General features: G+C 61.7%; 11 protein-coding genes. 7 read left to right on the top strand and 4 right to left on the bottom strand.

Annotated features, from left to right (window positions below; genetic code table 11):
- Positions 1-28 precede the first annotated feature (28 nt).
- Positions 29-1,321: a cytochrome P450 gene (locus LZC95_48015; GenBank protein WXA94179.1), complete on the bottom strand. Its 1,293-nt coding sequence runs from the start codon at positions 1,319-1,321 to the stop codon at positions 29-31.
- A gap of 130 nt (positions 1,322-1,451) precedes the next feature.
- Positions 1,452-3,137: a hypothetical protein gene (locus LZC95_48010; GenBank protein ID WXA94178.1), complete on the bottom strand. Its 1,686-nt coding sequence runs from the start codon at positions 3,135-3,137 to the stop codon at positions 1,452-1,454.
- 680 nt (positions 3,138-3,817) lie between these two features.
- Between LZC95_48010 and LZC95_48005 the strand changes: the two genes are divergently transcribed.
- The 6 genes from LZC95_48005 (at position 3,818) to LZC95_47980 (ending at position 10,524) form a co-directional block, all read left to right on the top strand.
- Positions 3,818-4,717, top strand: a complete 900-nt coding sequence (locus LZC95_48005; GenBank protein WXA94177.1) for an alpha/beta fold hydrolase — start codon at positions 3,818-3,820, stop codon at positions 4,715-4,717.
- 197 nt (positions 4,718-4,914) lie between these two features.
- Positions 4,915-5,691: an alpha/beta hydrolase gene (locus LZC95_48000; GenBank protein WXA94176.1), complete on the top strand. Its 777-nt coding sequence runs from the start codon at positions 4,915-4,917 to the stop codon at positions 5,689-5,691.
- A 57-nt stretch (positions 5,692-5,748) separates the two neighbouring features.
- A complete protein-coding gene (locus LZC95_47995) occupies positions 5,749-6,216 on the top strand; it encodes a MarR family transcriptional regulator (protein WXA94175.1) in 468 nt (155 codons plus the stop codon).
- Between the two features lie 10 nt (positions 6,217-6,226).
- The gene (locus LZC95_47990; protein ID WXA94174.1) at positions 6,227-7,195 is read left to right on the top strand and encodes a helix-turn-helix domain-containing protein; all 969 of its coding nucleotides are present in this window, start codon (positions 6,227-6,229) and stop codon (positions 7,193-7,195) included.
- A 62-nt stretch (positions 7,196-7,257) separates the two neighbouring features.
- Positions 7,258-7,908 carry a hypothetical protein gene (locus tag LZC95_47985; protein ID WXA94173.1) on the top strand — a complete coding sequence of 217 codons (651 nt, stop codon included), beginning with the start codon at positions 7,258-7,260 and terminating at the stop codon, positions 7,906-7,908.
- Positions 7,909-7,974: 66 nt separating this feature from the next.
- Complete coding sequence (locus tag LZC95_47980) at positions 7,975-10,524, top strand: hypothetical protein (protein WXA94172.1); 2,550 nt, start codon at positions 7,975-7,977, stop codon at positions 10,522-10,524.
- Between the two features lie 36 nt (positions 10,525-10,560).
- On the opposite strand, the gene LZC95_47975 is transcribed toward LZC95_47980, so the two are convergent.
- On the bottom strand, positions 10,561-11,646 hold the full coding sequence (locus LZC95_47975) for a hypothetical protein (GenBank protein ID WXA94171.1): 1,086 nt from the start codon (positions 11,644-11,646) through the stop codon (positions 10,561-10,563).
- A 217-nt stretch (positions 11,647-11,863) separates the two neighbouring features.
- Here LZC95_47975 and LZC95_47970 point away from each other — a divergent pair, with 217 nt between their 5' ends.
- Positions 11,864-12,244, top strand: a complete 381-nt coding sequence (locus tag LZC95_47970; GenBank protein WXA94170.1) for an NUDIX domain-containing protein — start codon at positions 11,864-11,866, stop codon at positions 12,242-12,244.
- A 178-nt stretch (positions 12,245-12,422) separates the two neighbouring features.
- Here LZC95_47970 and LZC95_47965 read toward each other — a convergent pair whose 3' ends face one another.
- Positions 12,423-13,925, bottom strand: coding sequence for a polysaccharide lyase 6 family protein (locus LZC95_47965; protein ID WXA94169.1), 1,503 nt, complete (start codon positions 13,923-13,925; stop codon positions 12,423-12,425).
- Between the last annotated feature and the right edge of the window lie 79 nt (positions 13,926-14,004).

Raw genomic sequence — 14,004 nt, 5'->3', positions numbered from 1 at the left:
CGGGCCTGCTGCGGGAAACCGACGGACGTCAGATCTGCATGTTGAAGATCTTCAGCTGGGACAAGTCGTGCCTCTCCGCCAGCGTATCGAGCATGGAGACCACGACCGTGATCGAGAGGGCCATCGCGGGGCAGCGATGGGGGCCTTTCGACCAGCTCAGGACCTTGTCGTATTCCTCCTGAGGGCGGTCGAGGCGAAGCTGTTCGGGCTGGTGGAACTGATTCGGATCGCGGTTCGAGCAGGCGAATGGATAGACCATTTGATCGCCGGCTTGGAGCTTGATCTGTTTGCGGCCAATCTTGACGACTTCGTCTTTCTCCAAGATGCGATGAACGGAGGTCACCGTGGGGAAAAGGCGCTGTGCTTCGATGACGAAGTTCCGTTTTTCCTCGTAGGTCAGCTCCTCGTAGCGAATCTTGAACCTCTGGATGTCTTCCACGCATCGCATCACGATCGTACCGATACTGAACATTCCGGCGAACATGACCATCTCGATGAGCATGACGTCGAAACCGTGGTCCTTCAGCTTCTGGTAGACGTTTCGCCGCATCCTTTCGTGCGTGCCCAAAAGCCCAGTCATGAATGTCGCATATCGGCCAAACAGCGACGCCTCCGCGAATCGGTTGTAGAACTCGCGCGTAACGTCGTCGGCGTCCTTCTTTGGAATCGTCTTGCCTGTGAGGAGCTTCAGCAGGATGCGGGTCGCTGCCCCTCGAATGCCGAGCATCGTCGCCATGTCGTCGGCACGCTTCCATTCCTCGAGGATGTCGGCACACTCCGCACGCGCCTTTTCGTAATCCTGCTCGATTGCACGCACCTCCGGCGTGAAGATCTGCGTCTCCATGTAGTTGCGGCTGGCACCGCGGGCGGGCGGGCACTGGTTGATGCTGCCGCTGTTGGTTGCGAAGACGATGCTATCCCCGGTGACGAAGCTCACGCCCATGAAGTCGTTGCAGCGTGGCGCCGCTTTCGAAATCTCCTCTTCGGTACGCCGGTGGTCGATCACCATGACCCCTTTTCCGAAAAGGAAATTCCCGCCATACGCCTTTTCGTGAAGGAGCATGGTCGGATTCTGAATATTGAAGAAAATGAGGCTCCAATCGATGGGTGTCGTCACCTCCAGGATGGCGCGCTTGATGAACTTGAAGCGCGTCCGGTACGCGTACATTTTGACCGGCTTGAGCGCGAGGATTCCCACGTACGTGCCGGCGTGAATGGCGCGGCGAAGGACGCTGAAGTCCTTGCGCACGGGACGGCCGGTCCCGCGGGCGGAGGAGCCCGTGCCCGCGGCTCGAGCCGCCCCGTCCGCCGGTTTGGTCATGCCATCGGCGGCGTGGGGAAACGGACAAGTACCCTCGGACGAAATAGCGTTGATTGGCTGAGAATACGCCTTCGTTTGCATCACAGGATTTTTCATTTCCCCGCTCCTTTGCGATGGCCCAAGCAAATTTTCAGGCGTGAATCGAACCGGGTACCTCACTCGGGATCACGCGGTAGCGTTGCGTCGACGCGTCCTTGCGGACGCCCGCTTCGTAATCCTTCAGGTCGGCCTGGAACTTTGCCCAACTTTGCTTCATCGCGTCGTTTGGGAAAGGAACGTTGTCGTCCAGCAGCTTGTAGCGCAGCAGGTCGGCAATCGTGATCGAGTTTCGCTTTTCCAAGACGATGCCGAGCGTCGGATGGCCTTCGGCATTGATGGCCGGCGGCATGATATCGAACTGCATTTCGTAGTCGCGAACCATGTTGGCCACGATGGTGTGCCAGATCGATTCACTGAACATGCCAATCGTCACCAGGTGGGCGACATGCTCGGTCGTGAGCTGGGCGATGCCGTCGATCCCAAGAAGCTTGAAAACGCCGTTCGGAACTCGGTTTTGCAGCTCCTGGCAGAAGTTTCGCGTCTCCGGGTCGATCGTGGGGACGAACTCCTTGCACCACGCGCTGGTGAAGCGGCGGAAGATGCGAAAGAGGTCCACCGCGCTCTGCATGGTCGGAAACGCGGGATCGTCGAGCAAGCCTTGCTCCTTGGCGCGGTGCTCGGCGTCGAGCCAGCGTATGTCGAAGTCGGATATCACATTTCGCATGGCCCCGTGAACCGTTGCGAGCGTATACCCGGTGTAGGATGGGACGTTGCTGTTTTCGCTGAGAATCAAGCCATCGATGTTGTCGTTGTTCACACGCATCGTCTCGATCACGAATGGCTCGAGAAGACAGCGGAGTGGATGGCGCGCCGGAAGCGTGAGGCGGGTGCAGATCGTCCACGTGCCCGCGGCAACGATGTGCAGATGCGTGAGGTGATCGGCCAAGGTGCCGAAGGAGTTGAGCCCGACGAGGAAGCGCTTCTCGGCCATTGCCCACTCGGCATTCGCACCCGGCCGATACGTCTTGCCTTGAAATTCGACGCCCACGGTGGCGAGGCTGCCATTTCCATTGCGTGAGAACCGAGCCAGCCCGCCCGCGCGAACGAACGGAGCCCTCGTCTCGAGCGCCTCGATCTTCCGCAGATCCACGATGTAGTCCTGTCCGTCCTTCCTCGTGTAGATGGAGAAGGGACCGCGGCGTGCAACGCCTGCCAATCTATCTGCACCTTGGCGGAAGTCTTCCGGCACCTGCGGCGCTGGCTTCAGAGCCTGGAACTCCGGCGGATAAGGCACGCCGGTGCCCTTCCACGGATCCTTGTAGAACTGGCTCATACCGACGATTTCTTTTTGAAACAGAACCCACTTCAAAACCAACAGGGCAATGGGGCTCTGGCACTCCTTCACCGGCGTATTCTCCGACACGAAAACCGGCGCCCCGGTGAGCCCTGGGTAGCGTTTCCCAATCAGGATGGGCGTCACGCGATCCTCGTCCGATGGGGCGCGCCGCGCCTGGAGGACGTTGTTCTTTCGAACGACGGCCGCCGTGAGTTTCCGCCAGTAAAGCTCGCGCAGCATCAAAGGGCCGCCATCCAGAGGAGAGGGATCCACCCAGGCCATCTCCTCCGGGTACTCCTTCCTCATCTGATCGAGATACTTTGCGGCCCCTTCGGGCATGACGGATGTAAATCTCTTCCGAAATGCCTCCGCGAGGTCACTCGGTACCGGCAAGTCGGGCCCTTTATCCATCAAGTTCTTCAGCGGCTCCAAGATCGCCATAGCTCCACCCTCCGCCACCGTTTTCGATGGCCGTTCGTCGTCAACGTCGGGATTGACTCACAATCGACATCGGGAAACTGCGCGCCCCCTCCTCTTCCGGAGATGTCTCGAACGCACCCTGCTCGTTTGCATCACGCGGCTGGGAATGAAGCCGCCGTCAACTCACGTGATTTCAAATTAGGCGGGAGGAGTCTGTGCCGGCGCGATGCCGGAGTCAATCGAAAGACGCGCCGAAGAGCGGCTGCGTCGCGGGCAACTTCAGCCCTCAGCTTGCCTGCCCTGCCGAACGGGACGAACACGACGCACGTAGCGAGTTTGCGCAGGTGAGACAGCGCTCATCGGTAAGCACGGCCGATGAGTGCCATGGCAACAAATGCGTGCAAATCGCTCCTCGCACGATTAAAGCGATCCGAAGACATTTCCACGCTTGATTTGAAAACGCCCGACGGCAAGATACTGCCAGCGAGGCTTTCGCGACGCTGCTTCCGGCGGACTGGGATGCAGCCCTTCTCGATGCGATCGACAACCTCGTGAATTCCCGTTTCCGTGCAGACGGGGGGGGTCGGTCGTGACCGCGACGAATCACAACCTGGATTGCAAAGGAGCGTGGAATGAAAACTCCCATTAATCCTCTCGGAACACTCGCAAATGCGGCCACCAATCTTGCGCAGGGGTCGCCAGTGGCGAGATTTCAACAGGCGCTCGTCGAATCGTGCCTGCGACCCGAGGCCCTTCCGCCGGGCGCACAGGACCCATTCGCCGAGACCGCCGCGACCGTGGCCAAACCTCCGCCGGGAACCAACCCCGTGGTTCTCGTGCACGGCACGTGGGCCAATCGTTACAACACGTTCAAAGTGCTTTCCCAAGAGCTAAAAAATGCCAACTTCGCCGTCTTTGCCCTGAACTTCGGTTGTAAAGACGCCTCGCTGCCACCGGTCATCAAGGGATATTGCGACATCAAGGAGTCAGCCAAAGAGCTGGCTTTGTTCGTCGACGAAGTCTTGCGCAAGACAGGCGCGCAGAAGGTGGACTTGGTGGGCCACTCCCAAGGCGGAGGGATCATGCCCCGCTGGTATCTCAAGTACGAAGGTGGAAAAGACAAAGTCGACAAGCTGATCGGGTTGGCGCCGTCCAACCATGGGACCACCATGATGGCCATGCAAACGCTCGGTACCGCCATCACGACCTATCTCCGTGTTCAAAATGTCGCGTGTCAGACCACCAATTTGATGGTGGGCAAGGCTGCGCTCCAGCAATCGCGGGACTCGATGGCCAGCATCCAGGCGGAATTGGATGATGGCGGCGACACCCTCGAAGGAGTCAGCTACGTGTGCATCTCCACCAAGCACGACGAAGCCGTCACACCATGGACGCAGTGCGCTCTGAACGGCGTCTCGGGCCACCGGTTCACCAACATCACGCTTCAGGACATCGAGGGTCTCAAATTGGACCTGACCATGCACCTTGGCATACCCAACCATCCGGTGGTCATCGAGATCGTCAAACGCGCCCTCCGCGGTGAAACGGTGGACGCCAAGACGCTCAAGATTTCGCATCTGCTTCCCATCATTACACCCTGAGTGCAGCGAATCGCGGATTGTTGGCCCGTCCACCGGCCGTTGCCGTGGACGGGCCCGCTCGCGTGTCCGAATTCGTCAACTCTATGACATTTACCTCATGGGTTCAGGCAACGAAAGTGTCCTGAAGCGTGGACTCTCCCCGAATACGAATCGGCGGTGGAGCCATTTTCAATCGCTTCGAGATACGGAGATACCCCATGAGCAGCATCCGCATTGCGGCCTTTACCTCCCTCATTGCTTTGGGCGCGTCGTGCTCGAGTAGCACCAAGGCCGACCCACCGCCTCCGCCTTCGCAAACGACCGTCGTCCTCGTACACGGCGCATTTGCCGATGGATCGTCGTGGGCCAACGTCATCCCGTTGCTCCAAGCCAAGGGGCTCCACGTCGTTGCCGTACAGAATCCGCTCACGTCGTTGTCCGACGATGTGCAAACCACCAAGCGCGCAATCGCGGGGCAGAGCGGACCGGTCGTCCTGGTGGGACATTCCTGGGGTGGTACGGTGATCACCGAAGCCGGCAACGACGACAAGGTCAAAGCGCTGGTGTACGTCGCGGCGTTTGCGCCCTCGGCAGGTCAGTCGACTGCGGACACGAGCAAGGATTTCCCGCCCCCGCCCGGGCTCGCCACCTTGAAGGTCGACGCCTTTGGTTTCGGCAGCTTGCCGCCCGAGACCGTGCGCAATCACTTTGCCCCCGACGTATCGCCCGATGTGGCCAATATCATTGCCACCACGCAAGGCCCCATTCGCGTCAGCGCCTTCGAGGAGAAGATCCACACGCCCGCGTGGGCCAGCAAACCGAATTGGTATGTCGTCGCCGCGAACGATCACATGATCCAGCCGAATCAAGAACGCGCCATGGCCAAAACGATCCATGCACAGGTCACCGAGCTGGCCTCGAGCCACGTGGCCATGGTGTCGCACCCGCAGGAAGTGGCCAATGTCATCCTCGCCGCCGCCGATGGCATCGACTAGCGGGCGCGGCATTTAAATCGCTTGCGATTGCATCGCATCCGATTCATCATCTTCTCAATGGAGAAACCGACCAGTGTGGAGACGGCCACGGAGCCGTCTCTGCGCCTCGATGATCAGCTTTGCTTCGCGCTGTACTCGGCAGGGTTGGCGTTGAACAAGGTGTATCGGCGCCTGCTCGTGGACCTCGGGCTCACCTATCCGCAATACCTCGTCATGCTCGTTTTATGGGAGCGTGACGCGCTTACCGTGTCGGAGATCGGCGAGCGCCTTTACCTCGACTCGGCCACCCTCACGCCCCTTCTGAAGCGGCTCGAGAGCATGGAGTGGATTTCGCGCACACGCGGCCCCAAGGACGAGCGACAAGTCATCATCGAGCTGACCAAAGGCGGGCGGGCCCTCGAGTCCAAGGCGCCCGACGTACCTCGCGGCATCGGTCGCGCGCTCGAGGAGTGCTCGAACGAAGAGCTTTTCGAGCTCAAAGGACGCCTGGAAACCCTGCGAGACACCTTGATGCGAAGCTTTTGAGTCCGCCGTCATGCACCGACTCGGTTTTTACGTGACGCCGGGTTTCCAAGCGTTGAATTTCGCGGCACTTGCGGCCTTCGAATTGGCGAATTCGAAACAGGTGCATTACGACGTGCACGTGCTCTCGGAGACGGGCGGCCGCGTACGCACCTCGATGGGTGTAACCATCGAGACGCAACCCCTGGGCGCGCCCGAATACGACACGGTGATCATCTCCGGTGCAGCCGTGGTCTCGGACTGCAGCACGGTCATCGTGCCCCCTCCGGCCGCACTCGTGGCGTTCCTGCAGGGGGCGATGAGGACCTCACGCCGGATCGCCTCGCTTGGAACGGGCGCATTTTCCCTCGCGGATGCGGGCATTCTCGATGGCCGGCGCGCCACGACGCATTGGTGCAAATCACGCGAGTTTCAATCCAAGTATCCAAAGGTGAACGTGGAGCAAGATCGCATTTACATCGCCGATGGCCACGTTTGGACATCGGCCGGCGGAAGTGCATCGATCGATCTCGCACTCGGAATGGTGGAGGAAGATCTGGGTGTGGAACTGGCTCGAAGCGTCGCGAAGGGGCTGGTCCTCTACCAGCGGCGAACCGGCGGCCAATCGCAGCATTCCGTACTGCTCGAGCTCGAGCCGAAGTCGGATCGCATGCAGGATGTTCTCACCTATGCGAAACGCAACTTGCACCTGCGGCTTTCGGTCGAGCACCTCGCCAAGGTAGCCCATCTCAGCCCGCGGCAATTCGCGCGTGCCTTCACCAAGGAGACGGGGCGCCCGCCGGCAAAGGCCGTCGAGGATCTGCGCATCGAGGCTGCACGCACGCTGATGGAGCGAACGCACCATTCGCTCCACGACATCGCACGCGAAGCGGGATTCACGGGCTACGAGCACATGCGACGCGCCTTCTTGCGCGCGTTCGGACAGTCGCCGCGCGCCATGCGCCGCCAAGCACGCCGCAACGTTTTTCAAGGGGACGACTAACGCGCCTCACGCGTCAGCATGTGTCATTTGTTCGCCTCCGTCCGGCGCGATACCACCACTGCATGACTGCAGCAGGCAACAGCAAGGCTTTCTTCCCTCATCGCCTCGCAAACCTCGCACGCGCGGCCGTCGTGTTGTCGTGCATCGCGGCGACGTCGCGCACTGCGCTCGCCGCAGAGGGTGTGCCCCAGGCGCCGCCGGCAGGACAGCCTTCGTGGGCGCCGCACGGTACGATGAGCAATCCCATCATCGTGCAGCTTCACCCCGAGACGGGGGGCATTCCCACCACGGTGGCCTTGAGCGGCCCTCGCATCCTCGACGACTGGGAGGAGGGGCAACCGATTCCGAATGGCTATCACATGGAAACGAGAATTCGTCGCGGATTGGTCATCGGCGGCGCCATTCCTTTTGGCATCTTCTATGTCTTTTCATTGATGGCCGCCTCGATCAGCGCCGATGCCCAGGACAACGCGTCGGCGCTTCTTCTGCCGGCCTTGGGACCGTTCATCCAAGCCGCGCAGACGCAGTCGTCGACCGGACAATTCTTCTGCGCCCTCGACGGGATCGTGCAGACGGGCGGCCTTGCCATGCTGATTGGCGGCCTCGTATCGCCCAAAACCGTCCTGGTGCGCAACGATCTCGGATTCAAAATGGAGCTGCGCCCCGTTGCGACCCACACGAGCATGGGCGTTGGACTCGGGGGGAGCTGGTGATTTTCCTTTGAAGAGTCCGCGGTACCTTCCGTCCAACGCCTCGGTTCGGTACGGACGGAGCTCGTGATGACCCTTCTCAATCGACGTTTGGTTGGCATTCTTGGTGCGGGAACGCTGGCGCTCGCACTCGTTCGCTGTGGTGGTGGAAGCGACGGACCCGGAAATCCGGGCACGCCGCCGCGCGACGGGGGACCGGATGGTGATTCGCTTGGGCCGGCGGCGGGCTTCGAGGTCTTCGATTTGAATGTGCGCAAGGCGCGATCGGTCCATGCGACGGCGCGCGACATCCCGTCGGCGACGGCATTTCGCGGAAAGATCTATTTTTCCGGCTCCGACCACGATCATGGCGCCGAGCTATGGGTCTCCGATGGAACCGCCGAAGGCACCAAGCTAGCCATCGAGACCGCGCCGGGAACGGCCGATGCCTGGCCATCGGCGCCGCTGGCCGCGTTCGACTCCATCTTCTTCAGCGCCAGCGATGGTACGACCTGGAACCTCTATCGAAGTGATGGCACCCAGGGAGGCACACGCATCGTCGGCGCTCTTCCGACGGGCATTCCCGGCGTGACCAGCTATGCGGATATCGAACAAACGTTCGTCGCGGGCGAACGAGTTTGCGTTTTGCTCGGAGCCGCCTCCCCCGTTTGGTGCACGGACAGCGCACGAAGTTCCCTGTCGCATTTGACGGCCATTCCCAATGCCCCCGTCGACGAGGTGGTCGTGTCGACGGCGTCCTACGCGCTGCTGCGCGTCAATGGAAACATCGTGCGCACGGATGGAACGGACGCGGGAACGACCACCCTTCCGGGGCCCACCGGATCCTTGCTTCGTTCACTCGTGATGAATGATCGTGTGATCCTGAGTGGGTACGCGTCGGGGGTTGGCTATAGCGTGTGGGTAACCGACGGAACCGCGGCCGGCACCCGCAAGGTGGATGGCATTCCCGCCGGCAGCCGTGAACTCGAATATGCCGTCCGCGTGGGGAACTCCGCGGTCTTGTCCATCGACGGAAAACTCTACGTCCTCGATCCTGCCACCTTGACGGTGAGCAGCGTGTCCGGGGCGCCAACCCCGGATTGGACCACCAAGCTTCTCTCGGTCACGGATTCGCGTGCTCTTTTGCTTCAAGGAAAAGACGTGTGGGCCATCGAGGGCGAGCCGGCGGCGGCGAAAAAGATCGCCACCATCCCCACCGATCCCTACGCGGTGCTGCAGCCGTGGACCCAAGCTCCGGGGGCAGCCTTCTTCTGGGACGACGACATCAACGAGGGAAAAGTCTGGCGGAGCGATGGCACCGCGGAAGGCACCGTCGCACTCGGCACGATGGCCAGCTTGGGGCCCGCACGCTACCCCACCGACACGGCGTTGACGCGAGCACCTGCGGTGATGGGCCCGGATTGGATCTTCTTCGTCTGCGAAAACGAAACGTCGTGGCCCACGCCGTGCGCGATGAAATTCGCCGACGGCAAGCTGACGGTCATTCCCGTGGAGGATCGGACCGCGCCTTCGGATCCGACCGGATTTTTTCCACTCGAGGGTGGCTCCGGCGCCGTCTTCGCGGCCAATGCGTCCTTTTCGCTGCAGTACCGGCAATCGTGGTTCACGGACGGAACGCGGGCAGGAACGCGTTCGATTGGACCGGTGCACATGGGGCCGCCCGCCAAACTCGGTGATCGCTATTTCATCGTGCGCGCGTCCGGCAACGGTTGGGGCAAATGCGAACTTGCATCATGGCGCGGGCAGGCCACGGATATCGCGACCGTTCATCCATTGGAGCTCGATTTTCTTTGTGACCCCACCGGCGGACGATTCGACCTCCCGATGATGGCCCTCGGCCAACGTGTCTTCTTCGCCGACGCCAACGAGGAGGTTCATTCGTCCGATGGAACGCCCTCCGGCCAGCGAAAAGAGGTGGCCATCGGGCGTGTGACCGAGGGGGCGCGATGGATCGTTCGCGGAGATGCCCTGTACTTGCCCACGCCCAATGGGCTCGCGCGGATCGATGCCAATGGACAGGTGGTGGCGAAGCTCGGAAGCGGCCGGGTGACGGCGGTCGACGAGGCCTCCGGGTACCTGGTGTTCGGCGGCGAACGGCTTTTCGTCAGCGATGGCACGCCAGGTGGCACTGTGCAGGTCTCGCCGGCGAGCAACGTCACGCGCGTGCATGCAACAGGGCCCCATCGTGCCTTCGCGCTGGGCAACAAGATTGTTTATCGGCTGGACGGCACGACGGCATTCCAGATCGTGTCCGACGTGGAAGCCATCGTGCCTTTCCGTGACGGTTTGGCCATCGACACGTTCAACCACGGCCTTCAAGTCGTATTGGGCAATGCCAACGTTCCCATCGAGATCGCACCACGATCCAACGATTTGTTCGTGCACGGTGACCGCCTGCACTTCGTTCGAGGCGATGGCCTCGCCTGGTCTGGGGCTCCCGGCGAAGGGGAGCCCTGGGTGAGCGACGGCACGCCGGCCGGTACCCGCGCGCTCGGAGAGATCGTGCCAGGTCCCGCATCGCCGCGCATCCGCTGGCTCGGAAATCTGAATGATGCCGCCTTTCTTGCCGCGGATACCGAACGACACGGTCGCGAACTCGTTCGATTCGCATCGCCTTAGCTCGAGGCGGTGTCCATTCGAATCGCCACCTCGGCTTTACGCGGCGCACGCGAGGCGCGCGATGCGATCGGCCGCCCCCGCGCGCACCAGGGCGCGGCCGTTTGCGCCCATTTCCGCGATGATGCCGCGCTGGTAAAGCTCGCGCACCCGCTCGCCCACGCGATGGGGTGGCGCACAAATCCCCGCGCCCCCGCGACAGACATAAGCCTCGTTCAATTTCTCATTACCTGGGATGGCGTTGACGACGATCATGGGTCTGCCCGCCGCAAGCGTCTCGGATACCGTGAGGCCTCCCGCTTTGCCAACGACGATATGTGCATCCCGCACACGACGCGACATATCGCTTTCGAATCCCACGACCTCGGCATTCAGGCGCATCCGAAAAACGTCGCGCGAAATCGCGTCGCGCACGTGCGCCGAGGCGCCGCAGACGACGGTCACGTGAACGTCCCGCATTCCCGCGAAGGAGCGCACGATTCGGCGCACGGGGCCCACGCCGAAACCGCCGCTTGTCACCAGCACACGAAGCGGCTCCCCGCGCTCGGGCTGCCGCACGGGCTCGATGCGCTCGAAGGCCTCACGCACCGGAATACCGGTCACCGCAATGCGATCGTGTTGAATACCGTGGCCCTCGAGCTCGTGGGCGGCCTCCGGGCACGCGACGGCGAAGCCATCGACGCCATCCTCGGCCCAGCATGCATGCGATGTATAATCGGTCACCACGCCGAAAAGCGGCATGGTCAAACGCCCGCGCCGCCGCGCGTGCCCGAGCACGACCAATGGCAAATGATGCGTCGCCACCATGGCGCGGGGTGCGAGTGCATCGATGGCGCGAATCAGTGCGCCAAAGGCAATACGATCGACGGTATGGCGCAGCGGCTCGAAGCGCCCTCCGCGCTGATTCGCGGCGAAATAAGCTGCGCCATAGAGACAGGGGACCGTATTTTGCCCGGTGAGGTGCGCCTGCAAATAGGCGTCTCCCACGGCACGGGGCGCAAAGTCGAACAGGCTGAGCACTTCGACGGAGATGCCGCGGGAGCGCGCAGCATCGGCCAGCGCCAGGGCGGCGGATTTGTGACCTCCGCCGACGGGACTAAAGACAACGGCGAGTTCGGTCTTCATGGCTGGGACCATTGGCGCAGCAATCGTCGGGCCCACCGTATTCCACGCAAGACGCCGGCATATTGCGTGCGTGAATGCGCCGCGTGGTACGCGCCGAGTGCGCACCAAACTTCGCGCTACCTGGGATAAGCTGTTCTCACGGAGGTTGAATTTGGTTCATCGCTTTGCAATGCCTGTGGCCGTCCACGTAGTTGTCGCCCGCGGGGATGAGGTCCTGTTGCTGCGACGCTTCGAAACAGGTTACGAGGATGGCAATTACAGCGTCCCCGCCGGGCACCTGGATGGGGACGAGGAAGTGGTGACCGCCGCCATTCGCGAGGCACGAGAAGAATGTGGCGTCATGGTCGAGCCCGCGGATGTACGGGTCATCGGTGTGATGCACCGCAAATCGAGCGACGAACGCATCGATTTTTTCGTTCGGGTGGAACGCTGGAGGGGAGAGGTGAGCAATTGCGAGCCTCACAAGTGCGACGAATTGGCCTGGTACTCGCTCCATCGATTGCCGGCCAACGTCATTCCGTACGTCCGGCGCGCGCTGGAGCATCCGCAAGCGGGCATTTGGTTCGACAGCATGGGCTTCGAGCCAGGTCAGTGTTGATTCATGCTCCGAATGCTCGCCGCGTCGATGGGGTGAGTCTCGTTCCAGCCGGTGCATCGGGCAAGGGGCAATTCGCGTTGAAACTTGTCGGCGAATTGGGCGAATGCCTCTCGGGCGCTGAAACCCGTGTACGAAAGGGATTGGCGGCGGCGCCCGACGCGTACGCTGCCGCACTCTCTTACGGGGCGCTGGGGCCGACGTCCGCCGTGCTCAGCGGGCGTCGTGGAGTTCCACCCGCGACGAATTCGTCTGCGCCTACGTCTTTCGCGCCCGACCGCGTTTGAAGATCGATGTCCAAGGTGACTTGGGGATACGAGCCTTGCGCCGCGTCGATGGCCGGGCCGGTGGCCGACGTGAGTCGATAGAGGCCATCGGCATCGGTTCCAAGCGCTGGATCCACATTTCGGTATCCGCTGGAGGGAGTAGCACCGGCGCTGCCGCCCCACACGATGTTCCCGTCCCAGTGTAGGTTGGTCGCCTTGCCGATGCGGATCAGCGTCGCCGACTCGCCGCCCTGAAAAATGTTGTTCGCGAATGTGCAGTCGTCCGGGCCGTAGGGATCACTGCCAGGTCCGATGTCCAACAGCCGCCCCGAACCCACCACCGTGTTGAAGGCGATCAAGGCTCGGTCGACCCGCGCGTGTTCCGTGCCATTGTTCGTGTCGTCGACCAACGTCCCCGACCCTACGAGGATCTGACCCGTGCCGCCCTGGATCAGGTTGTTGACGATGACGTGATCGTTCTCGTAGAGCCGAATTCCCGAACTTCCCCCTAATTCGATGTTTCCCTCCACCCGATTGGCATTGCCGTGGCGGAGGACGATGGATCCGATGCTGTCGCGAATCGTGTTGTAGCGAACGACGTTGTTCGACGACTTCACCGAGATGGCCTCGGCATCGCCGTTGGCCTTCTCGAAAAGATTGTATTCTATCTTCGCTTCCGCGGATGCGTGCTGACGCTTGCTGAGTCCCAGTCGAACCGACTCGCCACCGTTCGTCCCGCCGTACGTGTGATTGTAGAAGTAGTTGTGGTGCACCCACGTTCCTCGGGCCATGTCGGCCTCTCCGGGCCCGGTGATCTGCAGGTAGACGCCCTCGGTCGATTTGTTCTGGAAGGTGTTGTGATCCACCTCGGTGTCGTTCGCCGCGACGGTCACCCAGCTCTTGGTCGACGGCGACGCGGCCATCTCAATCGTGTTGCGGCTGAATCGAATATGGTCTGCGTTCCCCGGAATGCTCACGCCCGCGGACGTGGTGATTTTGAATCCGGAAATGCCTACGTACGACACGGAGCTCAAATTGAATGTCGCCGACCCTGTGAGCTCCGCCCCCCCGGTATTCTGCGCGGCCACCGTGATCGGCTGCGCAGCAGTCCCTGATCGGCTAAACCGAATCGCGGAACTCAATGTGTAAGAGCCGTTGGTTAGCTCGATGCGATCGCCCGGAGCAGCCTTGTCGAGCGCGGCCTGCAACTCCGCGATCGAGGATGCCGTGATCACGCGCACGGGCACCGGGTCCTCCGTCAACCGGTCGGCATCCCCGCCGCCATTGATACCGGTGTCATGCCCGGACAAAGATTTGTCGTCGGACGACAACCCCGCACACCCCCACGCGAGAGTCGTTGCTCCGAACAACGCCACGATCGGAACAACGAGGCCTTGGCCTCGAATCAGTTGCCTCATGGGAATTATGATTTCCATGGAGCGATGGGATGCGCAAACAAATACATGCTTGCCGCAACGCGTCGTCGCGCTAAAATAT

It is taken from the genome of Sorangiineae bacterium MSr12523, assembly GCA_037157775.1.
GTDB lineage: Bacteria > Myxococcota_A > Polyangia > Polyangiales > Polyangiaceae > Pendulispora > Pendulispora brunnea.
Note: the sequence above shows the minus strand (reverse complement) of the source record. Positions and strands in the feature narration are given on the sequence as shown.

What these genes read in the sequence shown, in the direction of transcription:
- LZC95_48015 (WXA94179.1), bottom strand. Translation starts at nt 1,321, where the DNA reads ATGACCAAACCGGCGGACGGGGCGGCTCGAGCCGCGGGCACGGGCTCC.
- LZC95_48010 (WXA94178.1), bottom strand. Translation starts at nt 3,137, where the DNA reads ATGGCGATCTTGGAGCCGCTGAAGAACTTGATGGATAAAGGGCCCGAC.
- LZC95_48000 (WXA94176.1), top strand. Translation starts at nt 4,915, where the DNA reads ATGAGCAGCATCCGCATTGCGGCCTTTACCTCCCTCATTGCTTTGGGC.
- LZC95_47995 (WXA94175.1), top strand. Translation starts at nt 5,749, where the DNA reads ATGGAGAAACCGACCAGTGTGGAGACGGCCACGGAGCCGTCTCTGCGC.
- LZC95_47990 (WXA94174.1), top strand. Translation starts at nt 6,227, where the DNA reads ATGCACCGACTCGGTTTTTACGTGACGCCGGGTTTCCAAGCGTTGAAT.
- LZC95_47985 (WXA94173.1), top strand. Translation starts at nt 7,258, where the DNA reads ATGACTGCAGCAGGCAACAGCAAGGCTTTCTTCCCTCATCGCCTCGCA.
- LZC95_47980 (WXA94172.1), top strand. Translation starts at nt 7,975, where the DNA reads ATGACCCTTCTCAATCGACGTTTGGTTGGCATTCTTGGTGCGGGAACG.
- LZC95_47975 (WXA94171.1), bottom strand. Translation starts at nt 11,646, where the DNA reads ATGAAGACCGAACTCGCCGTTGTCTTTAGTCCCGTCGGCGGAGGTCAC.
- LZC95_47965 (WXA94169.1), bottom strand. Translation starts at nt 13,925, where the DNA reads ATGAGGCAACTGATTCGAGGCCAAGGCCTCGTTGTTCCGATCGTGGCG.